We start from the raw sequence: 25,987 nt of genomic DNA on the forward strand, positions 1-25,987 counted from the left end.
CGTGCTCGTCGCGCCGAGGGTAGTGTGATACGGCCCACACCCGGTATCCCCCGTGAGGGCAGGTCCGTCTCCACCTTCGGGCCCGGTCCCCGATGCCGGTGTAAGGGGCACGCGCTTCGGTTCGGTGGCCGCACTTGCCGCTGCTAGCGTTCCGGCGCTAGCTTCGAGGCATGGCGAAGACCCAGCTGAACGTGCGCGTCGACGAGGGCACCGCCCGCGCGGCGCGCGAACGTGCCCTCGCGCGGGGGATGAGCGTGAACCGCTACATCGAGGAACTGGTCCGGCAGGACACCGGCGAGGCGGGCCGCGCGTTCGTCGAGGCCGCCGCCGACTTCATGAAGCAGTACGAGGGCGTCTTCGCCGATGAGTTCGGCAAGGACCGCGAAGGCACGCGCGAAGGTCGCCGCTGAACCGTTGAACGACCTGCGCATCGACCTCGCGTGGCTGCTCATGCTCGCCGAGCGGCAGACCCCCGGCGACCCCCAGGTCACCGACTGGGGCGCCCTCGTCGCCGCCGTCGCACGCCACGAGGCCGAGATCTTCGACGTCCCCGTCTACGACGGCCCGTACGCCCGCGCCGCCGCCCTGCTCCAGCTGCTGATCCACGTCCCCGCGCTGGAGCGCTCGAACGCCCTCTTCGCCTCCGCCGTCGCGTACGCCTATCTGGTCGCGAGCGGTCTGAAGGTCGTCACCTCGCCGGAACAGGTGCGCGACCTGGCCCGGCTGGTCAAGGACGGCGAGGCGACCGTGGACGACATAGCGGCCGAACTGCGCCGCTGGAGCGGGTGATCAGCTCCCGCCGGCCGCCGCGTCGCCCCGCGGGCGCCACGCGGTGCCCATGACGCAGAACGAGGTGGGCAGCGCCGGCCCCTTCTCCGGCATCAGCATCCGCCGGTAGGGGCCGAGCTCGAACCCCGCCTCCCGCAGCGCGCCGACCGGATCGCGCGCCATGTGACAGCCACCGGCCAGCGGCGGCCACACCGTCCGGTCCAGCGCCCGCTGGGTCAGACGCATGACCCGTCCGCCGCCCCGGCCGTGCTCGAAGAACCGCACCTCGCCGCCCGGCCGCAGCACCCGCCGCAGCTCCGCGAGCGCCCGCGGCACGTCCCGGACACTGCACAGCACCAGCGAGAGCACCACCGCGTCGAACGCCTCGCTCTTGACCGGCAGCGCCTCCGCCGCACCCGGCACCACGTCCACCGGCACCTGGGCGCGCAGGGCCGCCTCCACGGCCAGCGCGCGCAGCGCGCGCTCCGGCTCGATGGCGACGATCTCCGAGACGGTGCCCGGGTAGTGCGCGAAGTTCAGACCGTTGCCCGCGCCGATCTCGATCACCCGGCCGGACAGGCCGCCGAGCAGTCTGCGCCGTACCCCGGCCATCCCCGCGCGGGTCTCGGCGGCGACGCTGACCCGCGCGTAGGAGCGGGCGAACAGCGGATGGTGCACGGTGTCCCGCTCCACCTTGGTGGACCGGCCGGACCGCAACTGCATGAGGACCTCCCCCGGAACGGGTCTACGGCGATTCTCCCCCGAAAGGCCGCTCCGCACCCCCCGCGTGCCGTCACGGGGCCTCGCGCGTCCGGAACGACTCCGCGTCCCAGCTCCCCTCGAGGCGGGGCGCGAGCCAGTGCGGGGCCGAACCCCGGAATCGCGCGGGGGCCAGGGCGCCCGCCCCGGCCGGTACGGCGCCCAGCAGCGGTACACCGGTCACGTCCGGCAGGTCCAGCAGATTGCACCGCGAGGCCAGATCGGGCCCGTCCGGCCAGCTGCCGATCACCACACCCGCCGGATCCAGCCCCCGCCCGCGCAGTTCACGGACCGTCAGCTCCGTGACGTTCAGCGTGCCGAGCCCCGCCGACGCCACCACCAGCACCGGCGCGGCCAGCAGTGCCGCCGCGTCCGCCAGCGTCCCGCCGGCCGCGTCGAACCGTACGAGCAGCCCGCCCGCGCCCTCCACCAGCACCAGATCGTGCTCGGTGGCCAGCTTGGCGGCCCGCTCCGCCACCTCGTGCGGACGCACGGGCGCCCGTCCGGCCCGGCGGGCCGCCGTGGACGGCGCCAGCGGCTCCGGGTAGCGGGCGAGTTCGTCCGTCGTCACCGCGCCGGCCAGCCGCGCGACCTCCGCGGCGTCCCCGGGCTCCTCCGGCCGTACACCCGTCTGCGCCGCCTTGAGCACGGCCACCGAACGGCCCGCCGCGAGCGCCGTCGCGGCGAGGGCGGCCGTCACCACCGTCTTGCCGACCTCGGTGCCCGTGCCCGTGATCACCATCACCGGCATGTCAGCCCTCCTTCGCCGCCGCGCGCACCGCGCGGGCGATCCTCGCCAGATCCGCGTCATCGGTGACGTACGGCGGCATGGTGTAGATCAGATCGCGGAACGGCCGCAGCCACACGCCCTCGCGCACGGCCGCCTCCGTGGCCGCCCGCATGTCGACGGCGTGATCGAGCTGGACCACCCCGATGGCGCCCAGCACCCTTACGTCCCGCACCCCGGGCAGTCCGGCCGCCGGGGCGAGGCCCTCCCGCAGGCCCGCCTCGATCCGCCCCACCTCCGCGCGCCAGTCCTGGCCGAGCAGCAGTTCGACGGAGGCGCAGGCCACGGCCGCCGCCAGCGGATTGCCCATGAACGTCGGCCCGTGCGCCAGCACCGGCACCTCCCCGCGCGAGATGCCCTCGGCCACCCGAGCGGTGCACAGCGTCGCCGCCATCGTCAGATAGCCGCCGGTCAGCGCCTTGCCCACGCACATCACATCCGGCGTCACCGCCGCGTGCTCCGCCGCGAACAGTGCGCCCGTGCGCCCGAACCCGGTCGCGATCTCGTCGAACACCAGCAGCACGCCGTGCGCGTCGCACGCCTCGCGCAGCACCCGCAGATACGCGGGGGAGTGGAACCGCATCCCGCCCGCGCCCTGCACCACCGGCTCCACGATCACCGCGGCCAGTTCACCGGCGTGCCGCTCGATCACCGACCGCAGATGCCCGGCGTACGCCTCCTCGTACCCGGCCGGGGGAGCGTCCGCGAACACCTGGCGCGGCAGAGCCCCGGACCACAGCTCGTGCATGCCGCCCTCGGGGTCGCACACCGACATCGGCTGCCAGGTGTCCCCGTGGTAGCCGCCCCGCCAGGTCAGCAGCCGCCGCTTCTCCGGCCGGCCCAGCGAACGCCAGTACTGCAGACACATCTTGACGGCGACCTCGACCGACACCGACCCGGAGTCGGCGAGGAACACATGCTCGAGCCCCTCCGGAGACATGTCGACCAGGAGCTTCGCCAGCCGTACCGCGGGCTCGTGGGTGAGCCCGCCGAACATCACATGGCTCATCCGCCCCAGCTGCCCGCGCGCGGCCTCGTTGAGCACCGGGTGGTTGTAGCCGTGGATCGCCGACCACCAGGACGACATCCCGTCGACCAGCTCGCCCGAGCCGTCCGCGAGCCTCAGCCGCACCCCGCTCGCCGACTCCACGACGAGCGGTTCCTGACGGCCCGGCATGGGCCCGTACGGATGCCAGACATGCCGCCGGTCGAGCTCCAGCAGCTCGGCGACGGACCGCTCAGGCATTGGGCGCGAGATCCGTTCCGGCGCCCCGGCGGCGGACGGCGACCAGGTCCGTACGAGGCTCCTCGGGCGCACTCGCGCTGGAGTCGGTGACAGCCGGACCGCATGCCCCGCCGCCCTCGTGGGAACCGCAGCCGCCCCCCGCGCGGTGCTCGGGCAGTGTCACCTCGCCGGCCCCCTCCACCTCGAACCCGGCGTCCGCGATCATCTCCAGGTCCGCCTTGCCGGCCTGGCCCTCGCTGGTGAGGTAGTCACCGAGGAAGATCGAGTTGGCCAGGTGCAGCGCGAGCGGCTGCATCGTGCGCAGGTGCACCTCACGGCCGCCGGCGATCCGCACCTCGACGTCCGGGCAGACGAACCGCGTCATCGCCAGGATGCGCAGACACCGCTGCGGGGTGAGGTTCCACTCCTTGGCGAGCGGCGTCCCCTCGAACGGGATCAGGAAGTTCACCGGCACCGAGTCCGGGTCCAGCCCGCGCAGCGCGAAGACCACGTCGACCAGGTCCTCGTCGCTCTCGCCCATACCGGCGATCAGCCCCGAACAGGCCGACAGACCGGCGGCGTGCGCCTTGCGCACCGTGTCCACCCGGTCGGCGTACGTGTGCGTGGTGGTGATGTCCCCGTACGTCGACTCGGACGTGTTGAGGTTGTGGTTGTAGGCGTCCGCGCCCGCCTCGCGCAGCCGCTCCGCCTGGCCGTCGGAGAGCAGCCCCAGACAGGCGCACACCTCGACGTCCTCGTTCTGGTCCTTGATGGCCCTGATGGTGTCCGAGACCCGGTCCACGTCACGGTCGGTCGGCCCCCGGCCGCTGGCCACCAGGCACACCCGCTTGGCGCCGCCCGCGAGACCGGCGGCGGCCGCCTGCGAGGCCTGGTCCGGCTTGAGCCAGGTGTACTTGAGGATGTCCGCCTTGGAGCCGAGCCGCTGGGAACAGTAGGAGCAGTCCTCCGGGCACAGACCGGACTTGAGGTTGACGAGATAGTTGAGTTTCACCCGCCGGCCGAACCAGTGCCTGCGCACCTTCCCGGCAGCGGCCACCACATCGAGCAGATCGTCGTCGGACGTCGCGAGGACGGCCAGTGCTTCCGCGCGGGTCGGCGTCTCGCGCCGAAGCCCCTTGTCCACCAGCGTGTTCAGCAGGTCCATGGGAGCCGATCCTGTCCTACCCGGGCCGCCCGGGCCAAGGAGAGTTCGTACAACAGAGGCCATTCGAGGTGTGGGTATTGCCACACAGTGGTCCGTCCGGGCTGCCGCTAGTGTCTGTGGACTGCCTACAAAATCCCCGGAGGACCCATGGCGTTCGGCTGGATCGACGAACAGGCGGAACTGCGCCGCCGGGCCGGACTCGTACGCACCCTGCGCCCCCGGGCCGCCGGCACACCGCCGCTCGATCTGGCGAGCAACGACTATCTGGGCCTGGCCCGGCATCCGGAGGTCACCGAGGGCGCGGCCCGGGCGGCGCGGACCTGGGGCGGCGGCTCGACCGGCTCCCGGCTCGTCACCGGCACCACCGAGCTGCACACCGAGCTGGAGCGCGAACTGGCCGGGTTCTGCGGCTTCGAGGCGGCCCTCGTCCTCTCCTCCGGCTACGCCGCCAACCTCGCCGCCGTCACCGCGCTGGCCCCGCACGGCACCAGGATCGTCTCCGACGCGGGCAACCACGCCTCGCTGATCGACGGCTGCCGGCTGGCCCGCGGCACGGCCCATGTGGCGGCGCACGCCGACCCCGACGCCGTACGCAAGGCGCTGGACGGGCACGACGGACCCGCGGTCGCGGTGTCCGACACGGTGTTCTCGGTGGACGGCGACGCCGCCCCGCTCGCCGCACTCGCCGAGGTGTGCCGGGAGTACGGCGCGGGACTGGTGCTCGACGACGCGCACGGTCTGGGCGTGCTCGGCGACGGCGGGCGCGGAGCCCCGTACGCGGCCGGACTCGCGGGCGCCGACGACGTCGTCGTGACGGTGACCCTGTCGAAGTCGCTCGGCAGCCAGGGCGGAGCGGTGCTCGGCCCGGCCCGGGTGATCGAACACCTGGTCAACACGGCCCGTACGTTCATCTTCGACACGGGACTCGCCCCCGCCGCCGTCGGCGCGGCGCTGGCGGCACTGCGGCTGCTGCGCCGGGAACCCGGGCGCGCGGCGCGGGCGGGCGAGGTGGCGCGGGAGCTGCACTCCCGGCTGACGGCCGCGGGTCTGGAGGCGGTACGTCCCAACGCCGCGGTCGTCTCCGTGCGGGCTCCCTCCCCGGAGCAGGCCGTGCGATGGGCGGCCGACTGCCGGGCGGCCGGTCTGTCCGTGGGCTGCTTCCGTCCTCCTTCCGTGCCCGACGGCGTCTCACGGCTCAGACTGACCGCCCGCGCGGACCTGTCCGGGGCGGAGATCGAACGCGCTGTACAGGTGATCGGCGAGACGCGGCCATGAGTCGGCGGGGCACGGCCGTGCGTCGTCCGATGCCGGATCGGTCGGGTGGGTGACCCGGGCTTGCCTCAGCGGACCGCGGTCAGGAACCGCGCCCAACAGTGGGGCGGGACGATCAGCGCGGGACCGTCCGGGGCCTTGGAGTCGCGCACGGCGAGCAGTCCGGCCAGGGCTCCGGTGGCCGGCCGGGCCGTCTCGACGCAGTTGTTCGCACCTGTGCTGTAGCTGCTGCGCAGCCATGTCACATCACGCAGTGCGAGGCTGGAAGGGATGGTCCGAGGGGGTGCGGTCATCGTGCCTCCTTACGCGCCGGCGGCCGCGCCGGCGATGAAATCCAACGAGTCCTCGGGTGAAAGGGCGTGGACCGAAAGGGCGTCGAAGGCCTCCGAGAAGGCCCGGAGGTCTTCTTTCCGCTCCAGATGGAGGCTACTCGTCAAGTGGTCGAGAACAACCACGTCCAGATCAGAAGTGCGCGAAAACGAAAAGATTACGAAAGGACCGGTCACGCCGATGTGTGCGCCCGCCGTGAACGGCAGTACCTGCAGCCGTACTTGGGGGAGCCGGGCCGCCTCGACCAGCCGTTCCAGCTGACGGGCCATCACTCCGGGCCCTCCGACCTCCCGGCGCAGCACCGCTTCGTCGAGGACCGCGCTCAGCTCGAGCGGCGGTGACGCCCGCAGTACGTCCTGCCGGGCCAGCCGTACCTCCACCAGCGTGTCCAGCCGCTCCTCCGACGCGTCCTCCAGGGCCGCCTCGGTCACCGCACGCGCGTACTCCGGTGTCTGCAGCAGACCGGGGATCACCGTGGTCTCCAGGGTGCGCATCGCGCTCGCCTGCGACTCCAGGCTGATGAAGTCCCGGTAGGTCGGCGGCAGTACACCGCGATAGGCGTGCCACCAGTGGTGCCGTCCGGCCTCGTCACCGGACCCCGACAGCACCAGCAGCAACTCCCGCAACTGCCGGTCGGTCACACCGTAGACGTCGAGCAGCAGGCGCACATCGGCCGGTTTCACCCCGCTCGTGCCCGTCTCGATCCGGCTCACCTTCGACTGGTGCCAGCCCGCGAGGCGCGCCGCCTCACCACTGGTGAGTCCGGCCGAGGTGCGCAGGGCACGCAATTCGGCGCCCAGTTTCCGGCGGCGCACCGCGGGACCGTGCTGCATGCGCTTCTCCTTACTCCTTCCGGGCCGCCCGGATACGGTCTCCCGTCGCAGAGTTCACCGCTTTGAGCGACAGATATATGCATATCCTGGTGGATCGCCGCCCTACGCCGTGCGGTGATGGCAGTCTGGCGACGAAGCACCAGTGCGGGACCGTACTCGAACCATCCGCTCCGTGCCGGACTGCGGTCCCGGGGGAAAGGGACGACGTCGCCATGGCAGACCATCTGGAAGCATCCGTCACTCTGCCGAGCGAGCCCGCCTCGGTCGCGGCCGCCCGTGCCCATGCGGTGGGCGCGCTGGAGGAATGGGGGATGCCGGCGGACGCGGAACTGTGCGACACGGTCCGGCTGATCGTCTCCGAGCTCGCCACCAACGCGGTGCAGCACACGCTCGGGCAGTCGCCCACGTTCACCGTGGACGTCGTCCTGGTCCGTGACGAGCGGGTGCACATCGGGGTCACGGACAGCCATCCGCGGTTCCCCAAGCGGCTGCCCGCGGCGGTCCAGCAGGACAACGGCCGCGGGCTGGTCATCATCCGCTGGCTGACCGTCGAATGCGGCGGCCGGCTCAGGGTCCGCCCCACGCGCGAGGGCGGCAAGACCGTCTCGGTCGACCTCCCGTGGACCGTGCCGACGGCCGCCGAAGCGGTCATGGCGGCGGTGCGGCGGAAGCGATAAGCCTCACCGGACGGGGCGGCGGCACGGCCGGGGCGCCGCCGCCCCCGCGGTCACCGCACCCGGCCGTACGAGACGCTGCGGGTCCAGATCTTCTGCAGCCGCACCACGTCCCCGGTCTTCGGCGCGTGCCAGATCTTGCCCTTACCCGCGTAGATGCCCACGTGGTAGACGTAACCGCCGGAATGGAAGAACACCAGGTCTCCCGCCTTGCGGCTGCCGGCGGAGATGTGACGCGTGGTGTTGTACTGCTGCGCGGCGGTGCGCGGCAGCTTCTTGCCGGCCTTCTTGAACGAGTACAGCGTCAGGCCGGAGCAGTCGAACCTGTGCGGCCCTATGGCGCCCCACTGGTAGGGCGATCCCTTCTTGGAGGCGGCGATGCGCAGCGCCTTGGTGGCCGTGGTCGCGGCCGCCGCCTCCGAGGCGGCTCCGGGGACGGCGATGGTGGCACCCACGGCGGCCAGGGTGAGGGCCGAGGCCGTGCCGGCCCGGGCCATGAGAGACGGGACACGATTGAGCGCAGTCATGCGCAACCCTTCGTCAGCCGCCTGTGAAGGATGACCTGTCGGATTCGGGCTGGCGAAGTGGCCCGGCCGCACGAGTGCGGCTTCACCCCAAGGACTGCTCGGAACTGACGTCCCGGCGGCCCGTCGTGCCTGGGTCCTCCACTCCTGCCGATCCACTCCTGTCGACCGGTCATCCGGGCGGCGGCAGGACTCGGCGTCCGCCCGGATCGCCCCGCCGCGGCGGCGGGGTCTTGTCGTCAGTCAGGGATCTTGGCTCATGGCGCGATCGAAAACCCAACGGAACGGGGGGTTTGTGTTGTTACTCACCACTCACCTGTTCGGGTGGACACCCCTTGGGCCGGGGCGTCGTCCCCTGCGCGGAGGAGCCGCGGACCAGCGGCGGAACGACCCGTTCCGCCATCCGGGTACGTGCGTTGCGCAACTTCGACGCCCTGAAAACTGCAGGTTCGTCTACGCCGGATGGTGGTAAGCCGTTCGGTCCGTTTCGGCCCCGCGCCGGGGCGCACCACCGGCCGGGGTCGTGACACCGGATGCGAGGGCGTCAACTGCCGGAGTCCGGCGGCAGCGTGACCCTGGCCGTACGGCGTTCGCCGTCCAGCACCCGCAGGGCGCGGGCCAGTGTGCCGGAGTGCAGTTCGCTCTCGCCGCGCCGGTGCATCAGGGTCAGCGCCTCGCGCAGCGCGACGGCCTTGCCGACCAGCGCCTGGGCGGCCCGCAGCCCCCGGTAGGTGTCACCGCCCAGCGCCGGGTTGACCCGGCCGAGCAGGTCGGCGGCCTCGAGGTAATGGTCGATCAACTCGGCCTCCGCGCGGGTCAGCGCGGGCAGCGGCGGCAGTTCCGGTGGCAGCATCCGCGGCTCACCTCGTGCCGGAGGAGTCGGAGGCGTCCCTGCGACGGGGCACGATCCGGTCCGCCAGGCCGTACTCCAGCGCCTCCCGGGCGTCCAGCACCTTGTCCCGCTCGATGTCCGCACGGACCTGTTCCGCGGTGCGGCCGGTGTGCCGGACCAGGATCTCCTCCATCCGCTCCCGGATCCGGGTCAACTCCTCGGCCTGGATCGCCAGATCGCTCGTCTGCCCTTCGACCGGCTCCAGGAGGGAGGGCTGACGGAGCACCAGCCGGGAGCCCGGCAGCAGGTATCGCTTGCCCGGAGTGCCGGCGGCCAGCAGCAGCGCGGCGGCACCCTCGGCGCGGCCCAGACAGATCGTCTCCACGTCGCAGGTGACGAACCGCAGCGTGTCGTAGATCGCCGACATGGCGTGGAAGGAGCCGCCGGGAGAGTTCACGTAGAGCGAGATGTCCCGGTCGGGGCTGTGGTGCTCCAGGTACATGAACTGCGCCATCACATCGTTGGCGGAGGTCTCGTCGATCGGTGTCCCGAGGATGACGATCCGCTCCTCGAGCAGCTTCGAGTAGGGGTCCATGGTCCGGTTCCCGAACGCCGTGCGTTCGGTGAACTCGGGCAGGACGTGGCGGGCGGATGGTCGGGTCATGGGAACCCCTTCTGTCGGGTCGTCTCCGTAAAAAATGTACAGGACGTACATGACGTTATGATGGGTTCATGGCCTACGAGATTCCGGTTACCCAAGCCAGGGCTGAGCTCGCCGACCTCATCAACCGGGTGGTGTACGGCGGTGAGCGCGTCGTCGTGACCCGGCACGGAAAACCCCTCGTCGCTCTCGTGTCCGCCGATGACCTGCGACGACTCGAAGAACTCCGGGAGTCCGCGGAACCCGCCGAGGAGCAGGTGATCAGCACGGTGGCGGGTGTCCGGGAGGCCGCTTCCGCTCCTCGCGAACGGCAGCGGTTCGGCATCGCGGCGGAGCACCGGGGGACTCCCCCCTCGTAGCCGTGCGACAGGACCGCGCACCCCCGTCCGCCACGGCGGGGGTGCGCGGTCGTTCCGGGCGCGGGGTCAGGCGAGGAAGGCCGGTTCCCGCTGGGGTGCCGGCCGCGGGCCCGTCCCGCGCTCCTTCAGCGCACCGCCGGCCACCACGGCACCCAGGCCCAGCGCCGCCCACCAGGCCAGCGTCAGAGCGGGGCCCACCGCCGCCGCGCCGTCGAAGAAGGACACCGAGCGCAGCAGTGTCGCGCCCGCGCCCGGTGGCAGCCACTGGCCGATCGCCCCGGCCGGTGCGGGCAGCATCTCCGGGGCGGAGGACGCCCCCGAGAAGGGGTTGCCGAGCAGCATGATCACCACGCCGCCGAGCGCGATACCGGCCCGTCCGACGAGCGCCGCCAGTCCGGCGACCGCCGCGCTCATCGCCAGCGCGGCCAGCGCGAACGTACCCGCCACGGTCCACCAGTTCCCCGGGACCGCCTCCAGCCAGCTGTGCGCCAGCGCCGTGGCCACCACGCCGGCCAGGGCGGAGGATCCGGCCAGCGCGGCCACCGCGCGGGCGCCGCGCAGGCCGAGGAGCGTCACCGCGGCGCCGGCGCCGATGCCGGCCATGGCCAGCGGGAGCACGCTGGTGCTCAGGACGGCGCCGCGCGGGTCCTCGTCGGCCGTGGGGACGACGTCCACGGTGGTCGCCCGGGTGTCCGGAGCGGACGCCCGGTCGGCCACCGCCTGCTGCAGCAGCTGGGCCACGACCGGGCTCGCGGCGGACGCGGTGAGCAGCTTAGGGCCCTGCTCCGTGGCGACGATGGCGCCGTAGACCTCGCGGTTCTCGATCGCCTCCCGGGCGGCGGTCTCGTCGGCGTAGTGGTGGAGGTCGAAGGCGCCCTTCCGGTGCTCCAGCTGTCGCTCCACGGGAGCGGTCGCGGCGGTGGGGCCGGCCAGGCCGAGCGGCAGGTCGTGCGGTGCCGTGCGGGACGCCGGCCAGGCGAAGGCCCAGAGCGCCAGGGCGACGACGGCGGGGATCAGCACGATGACGGCGATCACGCGGCGGTGCGGCGGCAGTGAGGTGGGGGACATGAGGGCTCCGGCGGGTAAAAAGAAGGATCGTTCGTTTTAGGTTCGTCGCCACCGTCCCGCTCTTCCGGTCGCTTGTCAAGAAGGAATGTTCGTTTTAGATTGCGGACATGGCTCGCGTATCCCAGGAACACCTCGACGCCCGCCGCCGCCAGATCCTCGACGGTGCCGCGTCCTGCTTCGCCCGCAACGGCTTCCACGCCACCTCGATGCAGGACGTCCTGAAGGAGGCGGACCTCTCCGCGGGGGCCGTCTACCGGTATTTCCGCGGGAAGGACGAGCTCATCGCCGCGATCGTGACCGACGTGCTCGACACGGTGCGGGGGATTCTCGAGGGGGCCGTGCGGGAGAGTCCGCCGCCGCTGCCGGACGTGCTCATTCCGCGCGCGCTGGCGCGGATGCGCGAGGAGCGGCCGGCCGTGCTGGACGACGGGTCGTGGATGTTTCCGCGGCTGATGATCCAGGTGTGGACGGAGACGACGCGCAGTCCTGAGCTGGCGGTGGTGCTGGGGGAGGGGTACGAGAACGTGCGGGGGGTCTGGGCCCGGGTGGTGGAGGGGTATCAGGAGGCGGGGCTGATGTCCGCGTCGGTGGACGCGGACGTGGTGGCCCGGGCGATGATCGCGTTGGTGCAGGGGTTCGCCGCGCAGATGGCACTCTTCGGGGGGGTGTCCGAGGAAACGTTGCGGGAAGGGGTGCGGGCGTTGATGGGGATGGGGGCTGTGGGGCGTGAGGGTGCCTGACGGGGTGTGTGTTCGGCTGGCGGAACCGGCCTGACCGGTTATCGGATTGGCAAAGAAGCGTCTCCAAGGGTGTCGCCGGTCGGTTCGTTGCGGCGAGGATCCCCCGTGGTCATGGCAACCACGAAGGGGGAGGCCCCAGTTGAGGGACAGCGGAGCGAAGCGGCGGGCGGCGGTGCTCGTCGCGGCGGCGCTCATAGCCGGCGCCGTCGCGGCACCCACGGCGAACGCGACGGCGGACGGCCATCATGGCAAGGACCGTGAGGCCAGGGGCGTGGCGATCGCCGCCGCCCGGGCCGCGAAGGCCGGCGTCGACTGGCGGGACTGCCCCGCCGACTGGAACCTGGCCGCGCCGATCCAGTGCGGCTGGGTCTCGGTGCCGATGGACTACGCCAAGCCGTACGGCAAGCAGATCAAGCTCGCCGTCGACCGCATCGGCAACACCGGCACCCAGAGCGAGCGCCAGGGCGCGCTGCTGTACAACCCGGGTGGCCCCGGCGGCTCCGGTCTGCGCTTCCCGGCCCGGGTCACCGCCAAGAACCCGGTCTGGGCCAACACCGCGAAGGCGTACGACTTCGTGGGCTTCGACCCGCGCGGCGTCGGCAAGTCCGCGCCCATCTCCTGTGTCGACCCGCAGGAGTTCGTCAAGGCGCCCAAGGCGGACCCGGTGCCCCGCTCCGAGGCCGACAAGCGCGCCCAGCGCAAACTCGCGCGCGAGTACGCCGAGGGCTGCCAGGAGCGCAGCGGCGAGATGCTGCCGCACATGACCACGCCCAACAGCGCGCGCGACCTCGACGTCATCCGCGCCGCCCTCGGCGAGAAGAAGCTCAACTTCCTCGGCGTCTCCTACGGCACCTACCTCGGCGCCGTCTACGCCACCCTCTTCCCGGACCACGTCCGCCGCATGGTCGTCGACAGCGTCGTCAACCCCTCCCGCGAGAAGATCTGGTACCAGGCCAACCTGGACCAGGACGTCGCCTTCGAGGGCCGCTGGAAGGACTGGCAGGACTGGGTCGCGAAGAACGACGCCGCCTTCCACCTCGGCACCACCCGCGACGCCGTCCAGGCCCAGTGGCTGAAGCTGCGCGCCACCGCCGAGAAGGACCCGATCGGCGGGGTCGTCGGACCGGCCGAGCTGATCGGCTTCTTCCAGAGCGCCCCGTACTACGACTCCGCGTGGGTCCCCGTCGCGACCGTTTTCAGTCAGTACGTCGCCGGCGACACCCAGGCGCTCGTCGACGCCGCCGCCCCCGACCTGTCCGACACCGCGGGCAACGCGGCCTCGGAGAACGGCAACGCCGTCTACACGGCCGTGGAGTGCACCGACGCCAAGTGGCCCACCAGCTGGCGCACCTGGGACCGCGACAACACCCGGCTGCACCGCGACCACCCGTTCATGACCTGGGCCAACGCCTGGATGAACCTGCCCTGCGCCACCTGGCCGGCCAAGCAGCAGACGCCCGTGGACGTCAAGTCCGGCAAGGGCCTGCCGCCGGTGCTGATCGTCCAGTCCGAGCGTGACGCGGCCACCCCCTACGCGGGCGCCGTCGAACTGCACCAGAGGCTCAAGGACTCCCGCCTCGTCACCGAGCGGAACGCCGGATCCCACGGCGTCACCGGCCTGGTCAACGCCTGCGTCAACGACCGGGTGGACACCTACCTGCTCACCGGCGCTCTCGACCGCACCGACGTGACCTGCGCACCGCACGCCACCCCGAAGCCGTGACACGCGTGAGGGGCGGCCGGAGCTCTCCGGCCGCCCCTCACCCGTGTGCGGATCAGGTCAGCGGCATGCGCGGGAAGCGGCGCTTGTCCTCCGCGCCGCGTTCGGCCTCCTGGGCCTTGGCGACGGCCGCGTACTGATCGACGTACTCCTGCTCGGACAGGGTGAGGATGGCGTACATGATCTCGTCGGTGGCGGCGCGCAGCACCGCCTTCTCGCTCTCCAGCCCGGCGTAGCGCGAGAAGTCCAGCGGCTTGCCGAAACGGATCACCACCGGGTGGATCCGGGGGATCTTCCTGCCGGGCGGCTGCGCCTCGAACGTGCCGATCATCGCGCACGGGATCACCGGCACACCCGCCCTGAGCGCCATCACCGCGACACCGACCTTGCCCTTGTAGAGGCGGCCGTCGTGCGAGCGCGTGCCCTCCGGGTAGATGCCGAGCAGTTCCCCTTTGCCCAGCACGCCCAGACCCTCCCGGATGGCGGCCTGCCCGGCGTCCTTCCCGCTGCGGTCGACCGGGATCTGGCCGGCGCTGTGGAAGAAGAACGCCGTCAGCCGGCCCTTGAGACCGGGGCCGGTGAAGTACTCGGCCTTGGCGAGGAAGGTGATGCGCCGCTTGAGCACGGCCGGCATCAGGAAGTGGTCCGAGAACGACAGATGGTTGCCGGCCACGATGGCGGCGCCGGACGACGGCACATGCTCGAGGCCCTCTATTCGCGGCCGGAAGACCAGTCGCAGCAGCGGGCCCAGCAGCACGTACTTCAGCAGGTTGTAGAACAAGGGCATGCTCCTCGACTCCGGCGGACGGGCGGTGCCGCCGCGTCCCGGCTGGCCATCCGGCACGTCGTGGGATGTCAGTCTAGGTGCGGACGGCAGGGCCCGGCATCAGGTTCGACGCGACCGGAGGGCACCGCTCCGCGCGGCCGTCCGAGTAGGCTCCGCGGCATGCGGATCTCCGTCTCCTCCGACATGGACGAACCCGTGGCCCGCGCCCTCCTCGCCGAGCTCCGCGACCGGGGCCACGAGGTACGGGCGCACGGCGCCCTCAGCCCCGGCGACGACCCGGGATGGGCCGTCTGCTCCGGGGCGGCCGCCCGCGAGGTCGCCGACGGGAGCGCCGACCAGGCGGTGGTGTGCTGCTGGACCGGCACCGGTGCCTCGATCGCCGCGAACAAGGTGCCCGGCGTCCGCGCCGCCCTGTGCACGGACGCCTACACGGCGGACGGCGCCCGCCGCTGGAACGACGCCAACGTGCTGGCCCTCAGCCTGCGGCTGACCTCCGTGCCGCTGCTGACGGAGATCCTCGACGCCTGGTTCGCCGGTGCCCCCGCCGACGACCCGGAGGACCGGCGCAACGTGGCACACCTCGACCGCGCCGGCTCCTGATCACAGCCCTACGACGACCAGCGCCGTGTCGTCGGTGGCGCCGCCCGGGGCCAGCAGTTCCAGCAGCACGATGTCCGCGAGCGTCTCGGGGTCCTGCGTCCGGTGCCGGCGCAGGGACTCGGCGAGCCGCAGCAGCCCCGTGTCGATGTCCTCCCGGCGTCGTTCGACGAGACCGTCCGTGTAGAGCACCAGCGTCGCGCCCGGCTCGAACCCGGTCTCGGCCTCCGGCCGGGCCGTCGGCACGGGCTGGGCGTCGAGCGGCGGGTCGGTGGCCCGGTCCAGGAACTCCACACGTCCGTCGCGGTGCAGCAGCACCGGCGGCGGGTGGCCGGCACTGCTGTACCTGATGGTGTGCCGGTCGAAGTCGACGAAGGTGGTCACCGCGGTCGCGGACTCGGCGCCGTCCACCACATGGGCGTAGCGGCCCACCACGTCCAGCGCCTGAGCGGGCCCCTCCGCCACCCGGGAGGCCGCTGTCAGCGCGCTGCGCAGCTGGCCCATCACCCCGGCCGCCGCCAGACCGTGCCCGACCACGTCCCCCACCGAGACACCGATCCGGTTGCCGCCCACCAGGTCGACCAGGTCGTACCAGTCCCCGCAGACGTTGAGCGCGCCCAGCGCGGGCCGGTAGCGCACCGCGGCCCGGCGATGGCCTACCTGCCGGCGGGCGGGCAGCATCGCCTCCTGCAGTGCCAGGGCCACCTCCCGCTCCCGCGCGTGCGCCTCGCGCAGCCGGTTGTTGAGCTCCTGCAGCTCCCGGCCGCGCGCGTACAGCTCGGCCTCCAGCATCCGGCCCCGGCCGTCTCCCTCGCCGCCCCGGAACCGGATCAGCTCCGTGACCTCCTCGACCCGGTGCACGATCAGCACCACCCGCCCGTCGGGGCCGCGCACCGGCGTGTTCACCGGGCTCCAGTAGCGCTCCTCCCACATGCCGGAGTGCTCCGGGGTCTCGACGTCGTAGCGCTGTACGGCCATGGTGTCGCGCTCACCGGTGGACAGGACCCGCAGCAGCGAGGTGTGCAGCAGGTGCGCGCCCACGGCATCCGGGTCGTCCGGGTTCTGCGGGAAGACGTCGAACATGTAGCGGCCGACGATCGACTCGCGGGAGCGTCCGGTGCCGTGGACGAAGGCCGCGTTGACGTCCGCGTACACCAGATCCGGGGTCAGCAGCGCGACCATGCCGGGCAGGGCCCGGTAGACCGCCTCGTAGTCGATCGACACCTCTGTCATGGCCCCGCCTCACTCCGGTGGCGCGGTCAGCGACTGCTCCGCCCAGATGATCTTCCCGCCGGGTACGAAGCGGGTGCCCCACCGCTCGGCGAGCTGGGAGACCAGCAGCAGCCCGCGTCCGCCCTCGTCCATCGCGCGGGGATGCCGCAGATGGGGTGCCGTGGCACCGTCGTCCACCACCTCGCACACCAGCGTGCGCTCATGGATCAGCCGCAGCCGGACGGGTCCCGAGGCGTAGCGGATGGCGTTGGTGACCAGCTCGCTGACGACCAGCTCCGTGGTGAAGACCAGCTCGTCCAGGCCCCAGCGGGTCAGCTGCCCGGTCGCCGTCCTGCGGGCCTCGGCCACGACGGCGGGATCCGCGGACAGGTCCCACGCCGCCACATGGCCGGGGTCGAGCCGTTTGGTGCGGGCCATGAGCAGGGCCACGTCGTCGTACGGACGGGTCGGCACCAGCGCGTCCACCACGGCCCGGCAGCTCAGCTCCAGTGTGGGTTTCGCGGCGCTCTCCAGTGCCCGCCGCAGCCGGTCCCGGTTCGTGTCGTAGGCCCCGTCCCGGTCGGGGGGCAGCAGCAGACCGTCGGTGTGCAGGACGAGCGTGGTGCCCTCGGGCAGGGTCAGCTCCACCGACTCGAACGGCGGACCGCCGACGCCCAGCGCGGGCCCCTCCGGCAGCTCCACGAAGGAGACGGTGCCGTCCGGCGCTATCACGGCCGGTGCGGGATGGCCCGCCGCGGCCATCGTGCACTTCCCGTCCACGGGGTCGTAGACCACGTACACGCAGCCGGTCCCCACCGGATGGCCGTAGGTCCCCTCCGGCCCGGCGCCCTCGTCCCCGGCCGACCGGTCCACCAGGTCGTCCAGGTGGGCGAGCACCTCCTCGGGCGGCAGGTCCAGCGCCGCCAGGGTCCGTACGGCGGTCCGCAGGCCGCCCATGGCCGCGGCGGCGTCGATGCCGTATCCGGGGGCCTCGCCGACGATGAGGGCGACCCGGGCGCCGGACAGCGGGATCAGGTCGTACCAGTCGCCGCCGAGACCCGTCAGTTCGTCGGCCGGGCGGTAGCAGGCGGACACCTCGACGGCGGCCTGATCGGGCAGATGGAGGGGCAGCAGGCTGCTCTGCAGCACCAGCGCCGCGTTCCGCTCACGCGTGTAGCGCCGGGCGTTGTCCACGCAGACGGCGGCGCGGGAGACCAGGTCCTCGGCCAGATGGAGGTCGTCCTCGTCGAAGGGATCGTGCCGGCGGCGGAAGAACGCGGTCATGCCCAGGGTGACACCCCGGGCGCGGACCGGGACGATCATCGCGCTCCGCAGGCCGAGCTCCAGGAAGGTGGACTCCCGGCCGCCCGGCGGCGTGGCCCACGCCAGGTGGAGCGGGTCGAGCCGCTCCTGAAGCCAGGACCGGCCCGTGGCCAGACAGCGCACCGGCGGAGAATCCGACGGGTACGACAGCACCGTCCCGGTCTCCACGGCTGCCCGCGGCAGGTCGTCGTGCAGTGACCGCTGGCCCGCCCGACGCAGCGGTACCAGGCCTGAAGCGGTGGCCGGGCCCGGCTGGACCTCGGCGCCGCGCAGCACCGTCTCCAACAGGTCCACGGCGACGTAGTCCGCGAGCTCCGGCACGGCCACGTCCGCCAGTTCCTGCGCGGTCCGCTCGATGTCCAGGGTGCGGCCGATATGCGCACCGGCGCGGTCGAGGAGGGCGAGGCGCTGGCGGGCGCGGTGCCGCTCGGTGACGTCCACGACGGTGTAGTACACGCCCATCGGGCGGCCCTGTTCGTCGTCCAGACGGGTGAACGACAGCACGTGCGCGGTCTCGCGCAGCGGCGCCGAGCGGACCCGGCCGACGTGCTGGTAGCCGACCACCTGTTCGCCGGTGTCCAGCACGTGCCGCATCCGCTCCTCGACGGCCTCGGCGTCCAGCCCCGGCTGCACATCGGCGAACCGCAGACCGAGGCGCTGTCCGGCCGTTCCGCCCCCGAACTGCTCCAGCGCGGTGTTGGACCACACGTAGCGCAGATCCGTGTCGACGATCGCGATGCCGATCGACGCACCGGCGACCATCTGTTCCAGCACCGGGCGGCTCATGTCCCAGCCCGGGGCGCCGTCCAGCTCCGACAGCAGGACCAGCAGCGGCGAACCGCCCCCCGGCCGCACCGTCGCCGTGATCCGCACCATCACCGCGACCGGCCGGCCGCCCCGGTGCCGGGCGGTCAGCAGCCCCGCCCAGTCGCCCTCCGAGCGGCACCGCTCGACCAGGTCCGGCATCCGCTCGGCGTCGCCGGTCATCAGCAGTTCGGCGAATGAGCGGCCCACGGTCTCGGTGGGGCGATAGCCCAGCAGCCGTTCCGCCCCGCCGGTCCAGCTCGACACCGTGCCGTGCGGATCCAGCAGCAGGGGAACGGCGTCGGCCACATCGAACGCCTGCCGGGCAACGTCCTGCTCCTTGTGTCCGCCCACGGGCGACCTCTCTGTCGCGGAGAGTGGTCCGAGAGTGGTGCTGCCACCTCTTGTCCCCATCATCACCCTGGGAGCGGGACGGCGGCTCCCCGAACCGCGCCGTCCCCCGGAATGATCACCGGGGGACGGCGCCGTTTCAGACCTGCCCGGCCAGGACCTTCCCCACCGTGTGCAGGGCGCCTTGGACCTCCTCCGCCGTGACGGTCAGGGGCGGGGCCAGCCGGATGGTGGAGCCGTGCGTGTCCTTGACCAGGATGCCCTCCCGCATCAGCCGTTCACTGATCTCGCGGCCGGTGCCGAGTGCCGGGTCCACGTCCACGCCCGCCCACAGGCCGCGCGCGCGGAACCCGACGACGCCCTTGCCGACCAGCGATTCCAGGCCCGCGCGCAGCACCTCGCCCAGTTCCGCCGCCCGCCGCTGGAACTCGCCCGTCTCCAGCAGTTCCACCACGGCCGTGCCGACCGCCGCGGCCAGCGGATTGCCGCCGAAGGTCGACCCGTGCTCACCCGGGCGGAGCACCCCCAGCACCTCGCGCCGGGCCACCACCGCCGACACCGGCACGATGCCGCCACCCAGCGCCTTGCCCAGCAGGACCATGTCCGGGACGACCGACTCGTGCTCCACGGCGAGCGTACGGCCCGTACGGCCGAGCCCGGACTGGATCTCGTCGGCGATGAACAGACACCCCGCGCGGCGCGTCAGCTCCCGCACCTCGGCCAGATAGCCGTCGTCCGGGACGATCACACCGGCCTCGCCCTGGACGGGCTCGATCAGCACCGCCGCCGTCGTGTCGTCGACCGCCGCCTCCAGCGCCGCCGGATCGTTGTACGGCACCACCCGGAAGCCCGGGGTGAACGGACCGAACCCGCCGCGGGCGACCTCGTCCGTGGAGAAGCTCACGATCGTCGTCGTACGGCCGTGGAAGTTGCCGGCCGCCACCACGATCGTCGCCCGGTCCGCCGGGACGCCCTTCACGTCGTAGGCCCACTTGCGGGCCACCTTGATCGCGCTCTCCACCGCCTCCGCGCCGGTGTTCATCGGCAGCACCATGTCGAGACCGGTCAGCGCGGCCAGCCGCTCCGCGAACTCGGCGAGCCGGTCGTTGTGGAACGCGCGCGAGGTCAGCGTGAGCCGGTCCAGCTGGCGGTGCGCCGCCTCGATCAGCGCCGGATGCCGGTGTCCGAAGTTGAGCGCCGAGTAGCCGGCCAGCATGTCGAGGTACCGCCGGCCCTCCACGTCCTCCACCCAGGCGCCCTCCGCGCGGGCGACGACCACGGGCAGCGGATGGTAGTTGTGCGCGAGGACCGGCTCCTCCGCACCGATCAGCTCGGCGGACGTACGCGCGGAAACGACAGTGGTCATGAGCGGATCTCCTGTGTGCAGCACTTGATGCCCCCGCCCGCCTTGTGGAACTCGGACAGGTCGACGGGAACGGGAACGTAGCCGCGCTCGGCGAGCCGGGCGGCGAGGACGGTGGCCCCGGGGGAGATGAACACATGACGTCCGTCGGAGACCGAGTTCAGCCCGAACGCCATGGCGTCCTCACGGGACGCGAGCACCCCGTCCGGATACAGCCGGGCGAGCACCTCGCGGCTGCCCGGCGAGAACGCCTCCGGGTAGTACGCGACGTTCTGTCCGTCCAGCACGAACAGCGCCGTGTCCAGGTGGTAGAAGTACGGGTCCACCAGCGTCAGGCCGATCACCGGCACCCCGAAGTACTCCTGCGCCTCGCGGTGTGCCTCGGGGGTGGTGCGGAACCCGGTGCCGGCGAGGATCCAGCGCCCGGCCGGCACCAGATCCCCCTCGCCCTCGCACACGGACTCGGGATGCTGCACCTCGTACCCCTCGGCCTTGAACCAGGCCTCGTACGGCACGGATTCCGGGCGCCGCTCGGGCGCCAGGAACAGGGAACCGAAGACGCGGCCCTCCACGACGACCGCCGCGTTCGCGGCGAACACCATGTCGGGCAGGGCGGGCTCCGGCGTCACGCTCTCCACGGTATGACCGTGCGCGCGGTAGGTGTCGACGAGCGTCCGCCACTGGCGCTGCGCCAGCAGGACGTCGACGGGACGGTCGGGACGCATCCAGGGATTGATCGCGTACCGGACGGCGAAGTGTCTGGGGTCGCAGACGAGATAGCGCCGCCGGGACGCCACACGGGAGTCGGGCACAGAGGGGTTCCTCCGCTTCCACGCGGTGACGACAGGGGTGAGACCACGGTAGGAAGCGAGTGATACGGGCGACAAGGAACAAAAGCTGCGTGTTCACGCAGGATCGCTGCGTGGTTCCACCGTTCGGCGCACGTCTGCTGCGCCATCCGGCGCGGGCTGACTCACTCCCGCCTCAGGACTGTCCGGCAGCAGATGGGACAGCACCATCACACTGATCGTCTTCCGGATGAACGGCTCCTGGCGGATCCGCTCCAGCACCTCCTCGAAGTGCTCCACGTCCCGCGCCCGCACATGGAGCAGCGCGTCCGCGCCGCCGGTCACCGTCATCGCGGCGGCGATCTCCGGATGGTTGCGCACCACCTCCGCCAGCCGCCGGGGCGGCGCGGCCCCCTCGCAGTACACCTCGACGTACGCCTCGGTCCGCCAGCCCAGAGCCGCCGGCCGCACCGTCGCCGTGAACCCGGTGATCACCCCGGTCTCGCGCAGCCGGTCCACCCGGCGCTTGACCGCCGTCGACGACAGTCCGACGGCCGCGCCGATCTCGGCGAACGACGTCCGGGCGTTCGCCATCAGCGCGGTCACGATCTTCCGGTCGAGCTCGTCGAACGACGCGGGCCTGCTGTTCATGCGGGCACTGTATCCAGCGCGAACGCCCACGTCCGGGGCATGTCCAGACGTGGAAAACACCCCTACACTCCACCTTCATGCTGCGCGCCCTCGCCGTCGACGACGAACGCCCCTCACTGGAGGAGCTGCTCTACCTGCTCAACGCCGACCCCCGTATCGACAGCGCCGAGGGCGCCGGCGACGCCACCGACGCCCTGCGCCGCATCAACCGCGCCCTGGAATCGGGACCCGACGGGCCCGACGCCGTCGACGTCGTCTTCCTCGACATCCAGATGCCCGGCCTCGACGGCCTCGACCTGGCCCGGCTGCTCACCGGGTTCGCCCGGCCCCCGCTCATCGTGTTCGTCACCGCCCACGAGGACTTCGCCGTCCAGGCCTTCGACCTCAAGGCCGCCGACTACGTCCTCAAACCCGTGCGCAAGGAACGCCTCGCCGAGGCCGTCCGCCGCGTCGTCGAGCTGCGCGCCGCCGCACAGCGCGACGCCGCCGCGCCGCGCATCCCCGTGCACGAACCCGACCCCGACCACATACCCGTCGAACTCGGCGGCGTGACCCGTTTCGTCGCCGTCGACGACATCACCCACGTCGAGGCCCAGGGCGACTACGCCCGCCTGCACACCGACCGGGGCAGCCACCTCGTACGGATCCCGCTGTCCACCCTGGAGGAGCGCTGGCGCTCGCGCGGCTTCGTCCGCATCCACCGCCGCCATCTGGTCGCGCTGCGCCACATCGGCGAACTCCGGCTCGACGCGGGCACCGTGAGCGTCCTGATCGGCTCCGAGGAACTCCAGGTCAGCAGGCGGCACGCCCGCGAACTGCGGGACCTGCTGATGCGCCGGACCACGAGCTAGGCGCGGGGGACGACATGCCTCAGGACCCGACCGAACGCCGGGTGGTCGTCACCGGCCCGCCCCGCCGCGCCCGCCGCTCCTCCGGCTACTACCGCCCGCGCACCGAGATCGACGAGCAGACCACCCTCGGCCACACCTACGTCCGCTCCCTCATGCGCATCCAACTGCGCACCGGACTCACCGTGTTCGCCGTCCTCGCCCTGCTCATCGGCCCGCTGCCGCTGGTCTTCGCCGCCGCCCCGGACGCCCGCCGCCTGGAGTGGGCCGTGCTCGGCTTCGGGCTCTACCCCCCGCTCGTCCTGCTCGCCCGCTGGTACGTCCGCCGCGCCGAACGCAACGAACGCGACTTCGTGCGGCTCGTCGAAGACCGCTGAGGCCGCCCGCCGCCGTGAACTCCGCCTACGCCGTCACCGCCGTCGCCCTCGTCGCCCTCGCGACCGTCCTCGTCGGCGCCTTCGGCCTGCGCATCTCCCGCACCACCTCCGACTTCTACGTCGCCTCCCGCACCGTCGGCCCCCGCCTCAACGCGGCCGCCATCAGCGGCGAGTACCTCTCCGCCGCCTCCTTCCTCGGCATCGCGGGACTCGTCCTCGTCCAGGGTCCGGACATGCTCTGGTACCCGGTCGGCTACACCGCCGGCTATCTGGTGCTGCTGCTGTTCGTCGCCGCACCGCTGCGCCGCTCCGGCGCCTACACGCTGCCCGACTTCGCGGAGGCCCGCCTGGCCTCGCAGACGGTACGGCGGCTCGCGGGCGCCTTCGTCGTCGGCGTGGGCTGGCTGTACCTGCTGCCGCAGCTCCAGGGCGCGGGGCTCACCCTGACCGTCCTCACCGGCGCGCCCGACTGGCTCGGCGGGGTGATCGTCGCCGTGGTGGTCACCGTCATCGTCGGCGCGGGCGGCATGCGCAGCATCACCTTCGTCCAGGCCTTCCAGTACTGGCTGAAGCTCACCGCACTGCTCGTCCCCGCCCTCTTCCTGATCGCCGCCTGGCAGAGCGACGGCGCCCCCAGCCACGCCTTCGACGAACCGGCCGCCTTCCGCGAACAGCGGGTGGTACGGATCGACGACACCCTGGACCTGCGGCTCACCGCGCCGCTCACCGTCACGGTGGACGGCACCGTCGACGGCCGCGACCTCGACGGCACCGAGACCGCCCTGTCCGCGGGCCCCCACCGCATCGACGGCGGCACCCGGCTCACCTTCGCCGAGGGCGCCGAGGTCCCCGCCGCCGGACGCGGCGCCGACGACGCCCTCTCGCCCTCCCGCGCCGAGTCCCGCGAGGAACGCCCGCTGTACGCCACGTACGGGCTGATCCTCGCCACCTTCTTCGGCACCATGGGCCTGCCCCACGTCGTGGTCCGCTTCTACACCAGCCCGCACGGCGTCGCCGCCCGCCGCACCACCGTCGCGGTCCTCGGCCTGATCGGCGCCTTCTACCTCCTCCCGCCCGTCTACGGCGCCCTCGGCCGGCTGTACGCCCCCGAGCTCACCCTCACCGGCGACGCGGACGCCGCCGTCCTGCTGCTGCCCGGCCGCATGATCGGCGGGACGGGCGGCGACCTCCTGGGCGCGCTGGTCGCCGGGGGCGCCTTCGCCGCGTTCCTGTCCACGGCCTCCGGGCTCACCATGGCCGTGGCCGGCGTCCTCACCCAGGACGTGCTCCCCACCCGCGGCGTACGCCACTTCCGGCTCGGTACCGTCCTCGCCATGGCCGTACCCCTCGGGGCGAGCCTCCTGGTCGGCGGACTGCCGGTGGCCGACGCCGTGGGGCTCGCCTTCGCCGTCTCCGCCTCGTCGTTCTGCCCGCTGCTCGTCCTCGGCATCTGGTGGCGCCGGCTCACCCCGCCCGGCGCGGCGGCCGGGATGCTGGTGGGCGGCGGCTCCGCCTTCGTCGCCGTCGCCGCCACCATGGCCGGCTATCCGGGCGACGGCCCGCTGCACGCCCTGCTCGCCTGGCCGGCGCTCTGGTCGGTGCCGCTGGGCTTCCTCACCATGATCCTGGTCTCGCTGGCCACGCCCGGCCGGGTACCGCCCGGCACGGCCGCGGTGCTGGCCCGCTTCCACCTGCCGGAGGAACTGCGTACGGAGGTGTCCGCATGAGCGGCTTCCTCGCCGGTCTCCTCGTCGCCGTTCTGCCCCTGCTGGCCGCCGGATTCTGGATCGGCCGGCGCACCGCCCGGCCCACCAGCCTCGCCGGACTCGGCACCCCCGTCGAGCACGCCACCTTCGAGGCGCTGCACACCGCCTCCCTGGCCACACCCCCGCTCCGGGCCGGCCTCACGGAGGAGACCGCCGGCAAGTCCGCCCGCAAACTGCGCTCCCTGCTGGGCACGGACGCCCTGTGCCTCACCGACCGCGACCAGGTCCTCGTCTGGGACGGCGCCGGGTCCCATCACCGCACCGAGATCATGGAACGCCTCACCGGCCCCCTCGACACCGGCCGCGGCGAGGCCTTCCCGCTCACCTGCGACACCCCCGACTGCACGGTCCGCTGGGCCGTGGTCGCGCCGCTCACCGTCGACGACCGGGTGCACGGCGCGCTCGTCGCCTGCGCGCCCCGCGAGTCCGCGGTCCTGGTCCGGGCGGCGGGGGAGGTCGCCCGCTGGGTCTCCGTCCAGCTGGAACTCGCCGACCTCGACCAGTCCCGTACCCGCCTCATCGAGGCCGAGATCAGGGCGCTGCGGGCGCAGATCTCCCCGCACTTCATCTTCAACTCACTGGCCGTGATCGCCTCGTTCGTGCGCACCGACCCGGAACGGGCCCGGGAACTGCTCCTGGAGTTCGCCGACTTCACCCGCTACTCGTTCCGCCGGCACGGCGACTTCACCACCCTCGCCGACGAACTCCACGCCATCGACCACTACCTGGCGCTCGTACGGGCACGGTTCGGCGACCGGCTCTCCGTCACCCTGCAGATCGCCCCCGAGGTGCTGCCGGTCGCGCTGCCCTTCCTCTGCCTCCAGCCGCTGGTGGAGAACGCCGTCAAGCACGGGCTGGAGGGCAAGGCCGACAAGTGCCACATCCAGATCACCGCCCAGGACGCCGGCGCCGAGGCCCTCGTCGTCATCGAGGACGACGGCGCCGGAATGGACCCCGGCCTGCTCCGCCGCATCCTCGCCCGCGAGGTCAGCCCCACCGGCGGCATCGGACTGTCCAACGTCGACGACCGGCTCCGCCAGGTCTACGGCGACGACCACGGCCTCGTCATCGAGACCGCCGTGGGTGCCGGTATGAGGATCACCGTCCGGCTGCCGAAGTACCAGCCGGGCGTCCACCTGACGGGGCGGCTCTCCCCCAAGTGAGGCGGGCCGCCCCGGACCGGTTCGTCAGGCGCTGCGGGTGGCCACCATTCCCAAGGTGATCAGTCCCAGGACGACCCAGCCGAACCACAGCCAGCCGTTGCTGCCGAGCGCCACCGTGTACGCGGTCACGGCGACCAGGGCACCGACGGTGAGCACCCCCATGGCCTTCGTCGAGCTGTCACCGTCGGAGAAACCGTTCGTGGAACCGGGCATCGCAACACCCTCCTCATCGTGCGGCTC

29 protein-coding genes and 1 riboswitch are annotated in these 25,987 nt (G+C 72.4%); of the genes, 12 read left to right on the forward strand and 17 right to left on the reverse strand.

Annotation, left to right across the window (positions count from 1 at the left end; all coding sequences use genetic code 11):
• Positions 1-170 precede the first annotated feature (170 nt).
• Together IF28_RS0104785 and IF28_RS0104790 are read left to right on the forward strand one after the other, a co-directional pair.
• Entirely contained in the window at positions 171-410 is a 240-nt protein-coding gene (locus IF28_RS0104785) for a hypothetical protein (RefSeq protein ID WP_030214335.1), read from the forward strand.
• A gap of 4 nt (positions 411-414) precedes the next feature.
• Positions 415-789, forward strand: coding sequence for a hypothetical protein (locus IF28_RS0104790; RefSeq protein ID WP_030214338.1), 375 nt, complete (start codon positions 415-417; stop codon positions 787-789).
• Here the strand turns inward: IF28_RS0104790 and IF28_RS0104795 are convergent, their stop codons facing one another.
• The 4 genes from IF28_RS0104795 to bioB all read right to left on the reverse strand — a co-directional run bounded on the left by IF28_RS0104795 (position 790) and on the right by bioB (position 4,704).
• Positions 790-1,491, reverse strand: a complete 702-nt coding sequence (locus IF28_RS0104795) for a class I SAM-dependent methyltransferase (RefSeq protein ID WP_030214341.1) — start codon at positions 1,489-1,491, stop codon at positions 790-792. It abuts the gene before it with no gap.
• Positions 1,492-1,561: 70 nt separating this feature from the next.
• On the reverse strand, positions 1,562-2,278 hold the full coding sequence (gene bioD, locus IF28_RS0104800) for a dethiobiotin synthase (RefSeq protein ID WP_030214346.1): 717 nt from the start codon (positions 2,276-2,278) through the stop codon (positions 1,562-1,564).
• Between the two features lies 1 nt (position 2,279).
• Complete coding sequence (locus IF28_RS0104805) at positions 2,280-3,560, reverse strand: adenosylmethionine--8-amino-7-oxononanoate transaminase (RefSeq protein WP_030214347.1); 1,281 nt, start codon at positions 3,558-3,560, stop codon at positions 2,280-2,282.
• Positions 3,553-4,704: a biotin synthase BioB gene (gene bioB, locus IF28_RS0104810; RefSeq protein ID WP_030214349.1), complete on the reverse strand. Its 1,152-nt coding sequence runs from the start codon at positions 4,702-4,704 to the stop codon at positions 3,553-3,555. The genes IF28_RS0104805 and bioB overlap by 8 nt, the downstream gene beginning before the upstream one ends.
• A gap of 147 nt (positions 4,705-4,851) precedes the next feature.
• Between bioB and IF28_RS0104815 the strand changes: the two genes are divergently transcribed.
• A complete protein-coding gene (locus IF28_RS0104815; RefSeq protein WP_030214351.1) occupies positions 4,852-5,979 on the forward strand; it encodes an 8-amino-7-oxononanoate synthase in 1,128 nt (375 codons plus the stop codon).
• A 65-nt stretch (positions 5,980-6,044) separates the two neighbouring features.
• On the opposite strand, the gene IF28_RS0104820 is transcribed toward IF28_RS0104815, so the two are convergent.
• Positions 6,045-6,269, reverse strand: coding sequence for a DUF397 domain-containing protein (locus tag IF28_RS0104820; RefSeq protein ID WP_030214353.1), 225 nt, complete (start codon positions 6,267-6,269; stop codon positions 6,045-6,047).
• A 9-nt stretch (positions 6,270-6,278) separates the two neighbouring features.
• Positions 6,279-7,139, reverse strand: coding sequence for a helix-turn-helix domain-containing protein (locus tag IF28_RS0104825; RefSeq protein ID WP_030214355.1), 861 nt, complete (start codon positions 7,137-7,139; stop codon positions 6,279-6,281).
• A 212-nt stretch (positions 7,140-7,351) separates the two neighbouring features.
• On the opposite strand from IF28_RS0104825, the gene IF28_RS0104830 reads away from it, so the two are divergent.
• Positions 7,352-7,816 carry an ATP-binding protein gene (locus tag IF28_RS0104830; protein WP_030214358.1) on the forward strand — a complete coding sequence of 155 codons (465 nt, stop codon included), beginning with the start codon at positions 7,352-7,354 and terminating at the stop codon, positions 7,814-7,816.
• A 50-nt stretch (positions 7,817-7,866) separates the two neighbouring features.
• On the opposite strand, the gene IF28_RS0104835 is transcribed toward IF28_RS0104830, so the two are convergent.
• The 3 genes from IF28_RS0104835 to IF28_RS0104845 form a co-directional block, all read right to left on the reverse strand.
• Complete coding sequence (locus tag IF28_RS0104835) at positions 7,867-8,340, reverse strand: C40 family peptidase (protein ID WP_030214361.1); 474 nt, start codon at positions 8,338-8,340, stop codon at positions 7,867-7,869.
• A 3-nt stretch (positions 8,341-8,343) separates the two neighbouring features.
• Positions 8,344-8,546: riboswitch (cyclic di-AMP (ydaO/yuaA leader) on the reverse strand.
• A gap of 335 nt (positions 8,547-8,881) precedes the next feature.
• Entirely contained in the window at positions 8,882-9,190 is a 309-nt protein-coding gene (locus IF28_RS0104840) for a hypothetical protein (RefSeq protein WP_030214364.1), read from the reverse strand.
• A gap of 7 nt (positions 9,191-9,197) precedes the next feature.
• Positions 9,198-9,833, reverse strand: a complete 636-nt coding sequence (locus IF28_RS0104845) for an ATP-dependent Clp protease proteolytic subunit (RefSeq protein ID WP_030214367.1) — start codon at positions 9,831-9,833, stop codon at positions 9,198-9,200.
• A 68-nt stretch (positions 9,834-9,901) separates the two neighbouring features.
• Here IF28_RS0104845 and IF28_RS0104850 point away from each other — a divergent pair, with 68 nt between their 5' ends.
• Positions 9,902-10,189, forward strand: a complete 288-nt coding sequence (locus IF28_RS0104850; RefSeq protein ID WP_030214370.1) for a type II toxin-antitoxin system Phd/YefM family antitoxin — start codon at positions 9,902-9,904, stop codon at positions 10,187-10,189.
• A gap of 66 nt (positions 10,190-10,255) precedes the next feature.
• Here the strand turns inward: IF28_RS0104850 and IF28_RS0104855 are convergent, their stop codons facing one another.
• Positions 10,256-11,257 carry a membrane protein gene (locus IF28_RS0104855; RefSeq protein WP_030214373.1) on the reverse strand — a complete coding sequence of 334 codons (1,002 nt, stop codon included), beginning with the start codon at positions 11,255-11,257 and terminating at the stop codon, positions 10,256-10,258.
• Between the two features lie 107 nt (positions 11,258-11,364).
• Between IF28_RS0104855 and IF28_RS0104860 the strand changes: the two genes are divergently transcribed.
• Both IF28_RS0104860 and IF28_RS0104865 read left to right on the forward strand, forming a co-directional pair.
• Positions 11,365-11,997, forward strand: a complete 633-nt coding sequence (locus tag IF28_RS0104860; protein WP_030214376.1) for a TetR/AcrR family transcriptional regulator — start codon at positions 11,365-11,367, stop codon at positions 11,995-11,997.
• Between the two features lie 139 nt (positions 11,998-12,136).
• The gene (locus tag IF28_RS0104865) at positions 12,137-13,720 is read left to right on the forward strand and encodes an alpha/beta hydrolase (RefSeq protein WP_030214384.1); all 1,584 of its coding nucleotides are present in this window, start codon (positions 12,137-12,139) and stop codon (positions 13,718-13,720) included.
• Between the two features lie 52 nt (positions 13,721-13,772).
• Here IF28_RS0104865 and IF28_RS0104870 read toward each other — a convergent pair whose 3' ends face one another.
• Positions 13,773-14,498 carry a lysophospholipid acyltransferase family protein gene (locus IF28_RS0104870; protein ID WP_030214387.1) on the reverse strand — a complete coding sequence of 242 codons (726 nt, stop codon included), beginning with the start codon at positions 14,496-14,498 and terminating at the stop codon, positions 13,773-13,775.
• A 165-nt stretch (positions 14,499-14,663) separates the two neighbouring features.
• Here IF28_RS0104870 and IF28_RS0104875 point away from each other — a divergent pair, with 165 nt between their 5' ends.
• Positions 14,664-15,104, forward strand: a complete 441-nt coding sequence (locus tag IF28_RS0104875) for an RpiB/LacA/LacB family sugar-phosphate isomerase (protein ID WP_030214390.1) — start codon at positions 14,664-14,666, stop codon at positions 15,102-15,104.
• On the opposite strand, the gene IF28_RS0104880 is transcribed toward IF28_RS0104875, so the two are convergent.
• The 5 genes from IF28_RS0104880 to IF28_RS0104900 form a co-directional block, all read right to left on the reverse strand.
• Entirely contained in the window at positions 15,105-16,334 is a 1,230-nt protein-coding gene (locus IF28_RS0104880; RefSeq protein ID WP_030214393.1) for a PP2C family protein-serine/threonine phosphatase, read from the reverse strand. It abuts the gene before it with no gap.
• Positions 16,335-16,343: 9 nt separating this feature from the next.
• On the reverse strand, positions 16,344-18,794 hold the full coding sequence (locus IF28_RS0104885; protein ID WP_030214397.1) for a SpoIIE family protein phosphatase: 2,451 nt from the start codon (positions 18,792-18,794) through the stop codon (positions 16,344-16,346).
• A gap of 136 nt (positions 18,795-18,930) precedes the next feature.
• A complete protein-coding gene (rocD, locus tag IF28_RS0104890; protein ID WP_030214400.1) occupies positions 18,931-20,157 on the reverse strand; it encodes an ornithine--oxo-acid transaminase in 1,227 nt (408 codons plus the stop codon).
• Positions 20,154-20,966, reverse strand: a complete 813-nt coding sequence (ddaH, locus tag IF28_RS0104895) for a dimethylargininase (RefSeq protein ID WP_030214403.1) — start codon at positions 20,964-20,966, stop codon at positions 20,154-20,156. Before ddaH ends, rocD begins: the two co-directional genes overlap by 4 nt.
• 93 nt (positions 20,967-21,059) lie before the next feature.
• Entirely contained in the window at positions 21,060-21,593 is a 534-nt protein-coding gene (locus IF28_RS0104900; protein WP_030214404.1) for an Lrp/AsnC family transcriptional regulator, read from the reverse strand.
• A gap of 77 nt (positions 21,594-21,670) precedes the next feature.
• Here IF28_RS0104900 and IF28_RS0104905 point away from each other — a divergent pair, with 77 nt between their 5' ends.
• Genes IF28_RS0104905 through IF28_RS0104920 form a run of 4 tightly spaced genes read left to right on the forward strand, consistent with a single transcriptional unit; the run spans position 21,671 to position 25,747 of the window.
• On the forward strand, positions 21,671-22,444 hold the full coding sequence (locus IF28_RS0104905) for a LytR/AlgR family response regulator transcription factor (protein WP_030214405.1): 774 nt from the start codon (positions 21,671-21,673) through the stop codon (positions 22,442-22,444).
• Between the two features lie 14 nt (positions 22,445-22,458).
• Positions 22,459-22,818 (forward strand): hypothetical protein, encoded by a 360-nt coding sequence (locus IF28_RS0104910; protein WP_030214406.1) that lies wholly within the window; start codon positions 22,459-22,461, stop codon positions 22,816-22,818.
• Positions 22,819-22,832: 14 nt separating this feature from the next.
• Positions 22,833-24,545 carry a cation acetate symporter gene (locus IF28_RS0104915; protein ID WP_030214407.1) on the forward strand — a complete coding sequence of 571 codons (1,713 nt, stop codon included), beginning with the start codon at positions 22,833-22,835 and terminating at the stop codon, positions 24,543-24,545.
• Positions 24,542-25,747 carry a sensor histidine kinase gene (locus IF28_RS0104920; RefSeq protein ID WP_030214408.1) on the forward strand — a complete coding sequence of 402 codons (1,206 nt, stop codon included), beginning with the start codon at positions 24,542-24,544 and terminating at the stop codon, positions 25,745-25,747. Before IF28_RS0104915 ends, IF28_RS0104920 begins: the two co-directional genes overlap by 4 nt.
• Before the next feature lie 24 nt (positions 25,748-25,771).
• On the opposite strand, the gene IF28_RS0104925 is transcribed toward IF28_RS0104920, so the two are convergent.
• A complete protein-coding gene (locus IF28_RS0104925) occupies positions 25,772-25,960 on the reverse strand; it encodes a membrane protein (RefSeq protein WP_030214409.1) in 189 nt (62 codons plus the stop codon).
• Positions 25,961-25,987 lie beyond the last annotated feature (27 nt).

This window comes from Streptomyces sp. NRRL WC-3626 (assembly GCF_000718785.1).
In the GTDB taxonomy this organism is placed as follows: domain Bacteria; phylum Actinomycetota; class Actinomycetes; order Streptomycetales; family Streptomycetaceae; genus Streptomyces; species Streptomyces edwardsiae.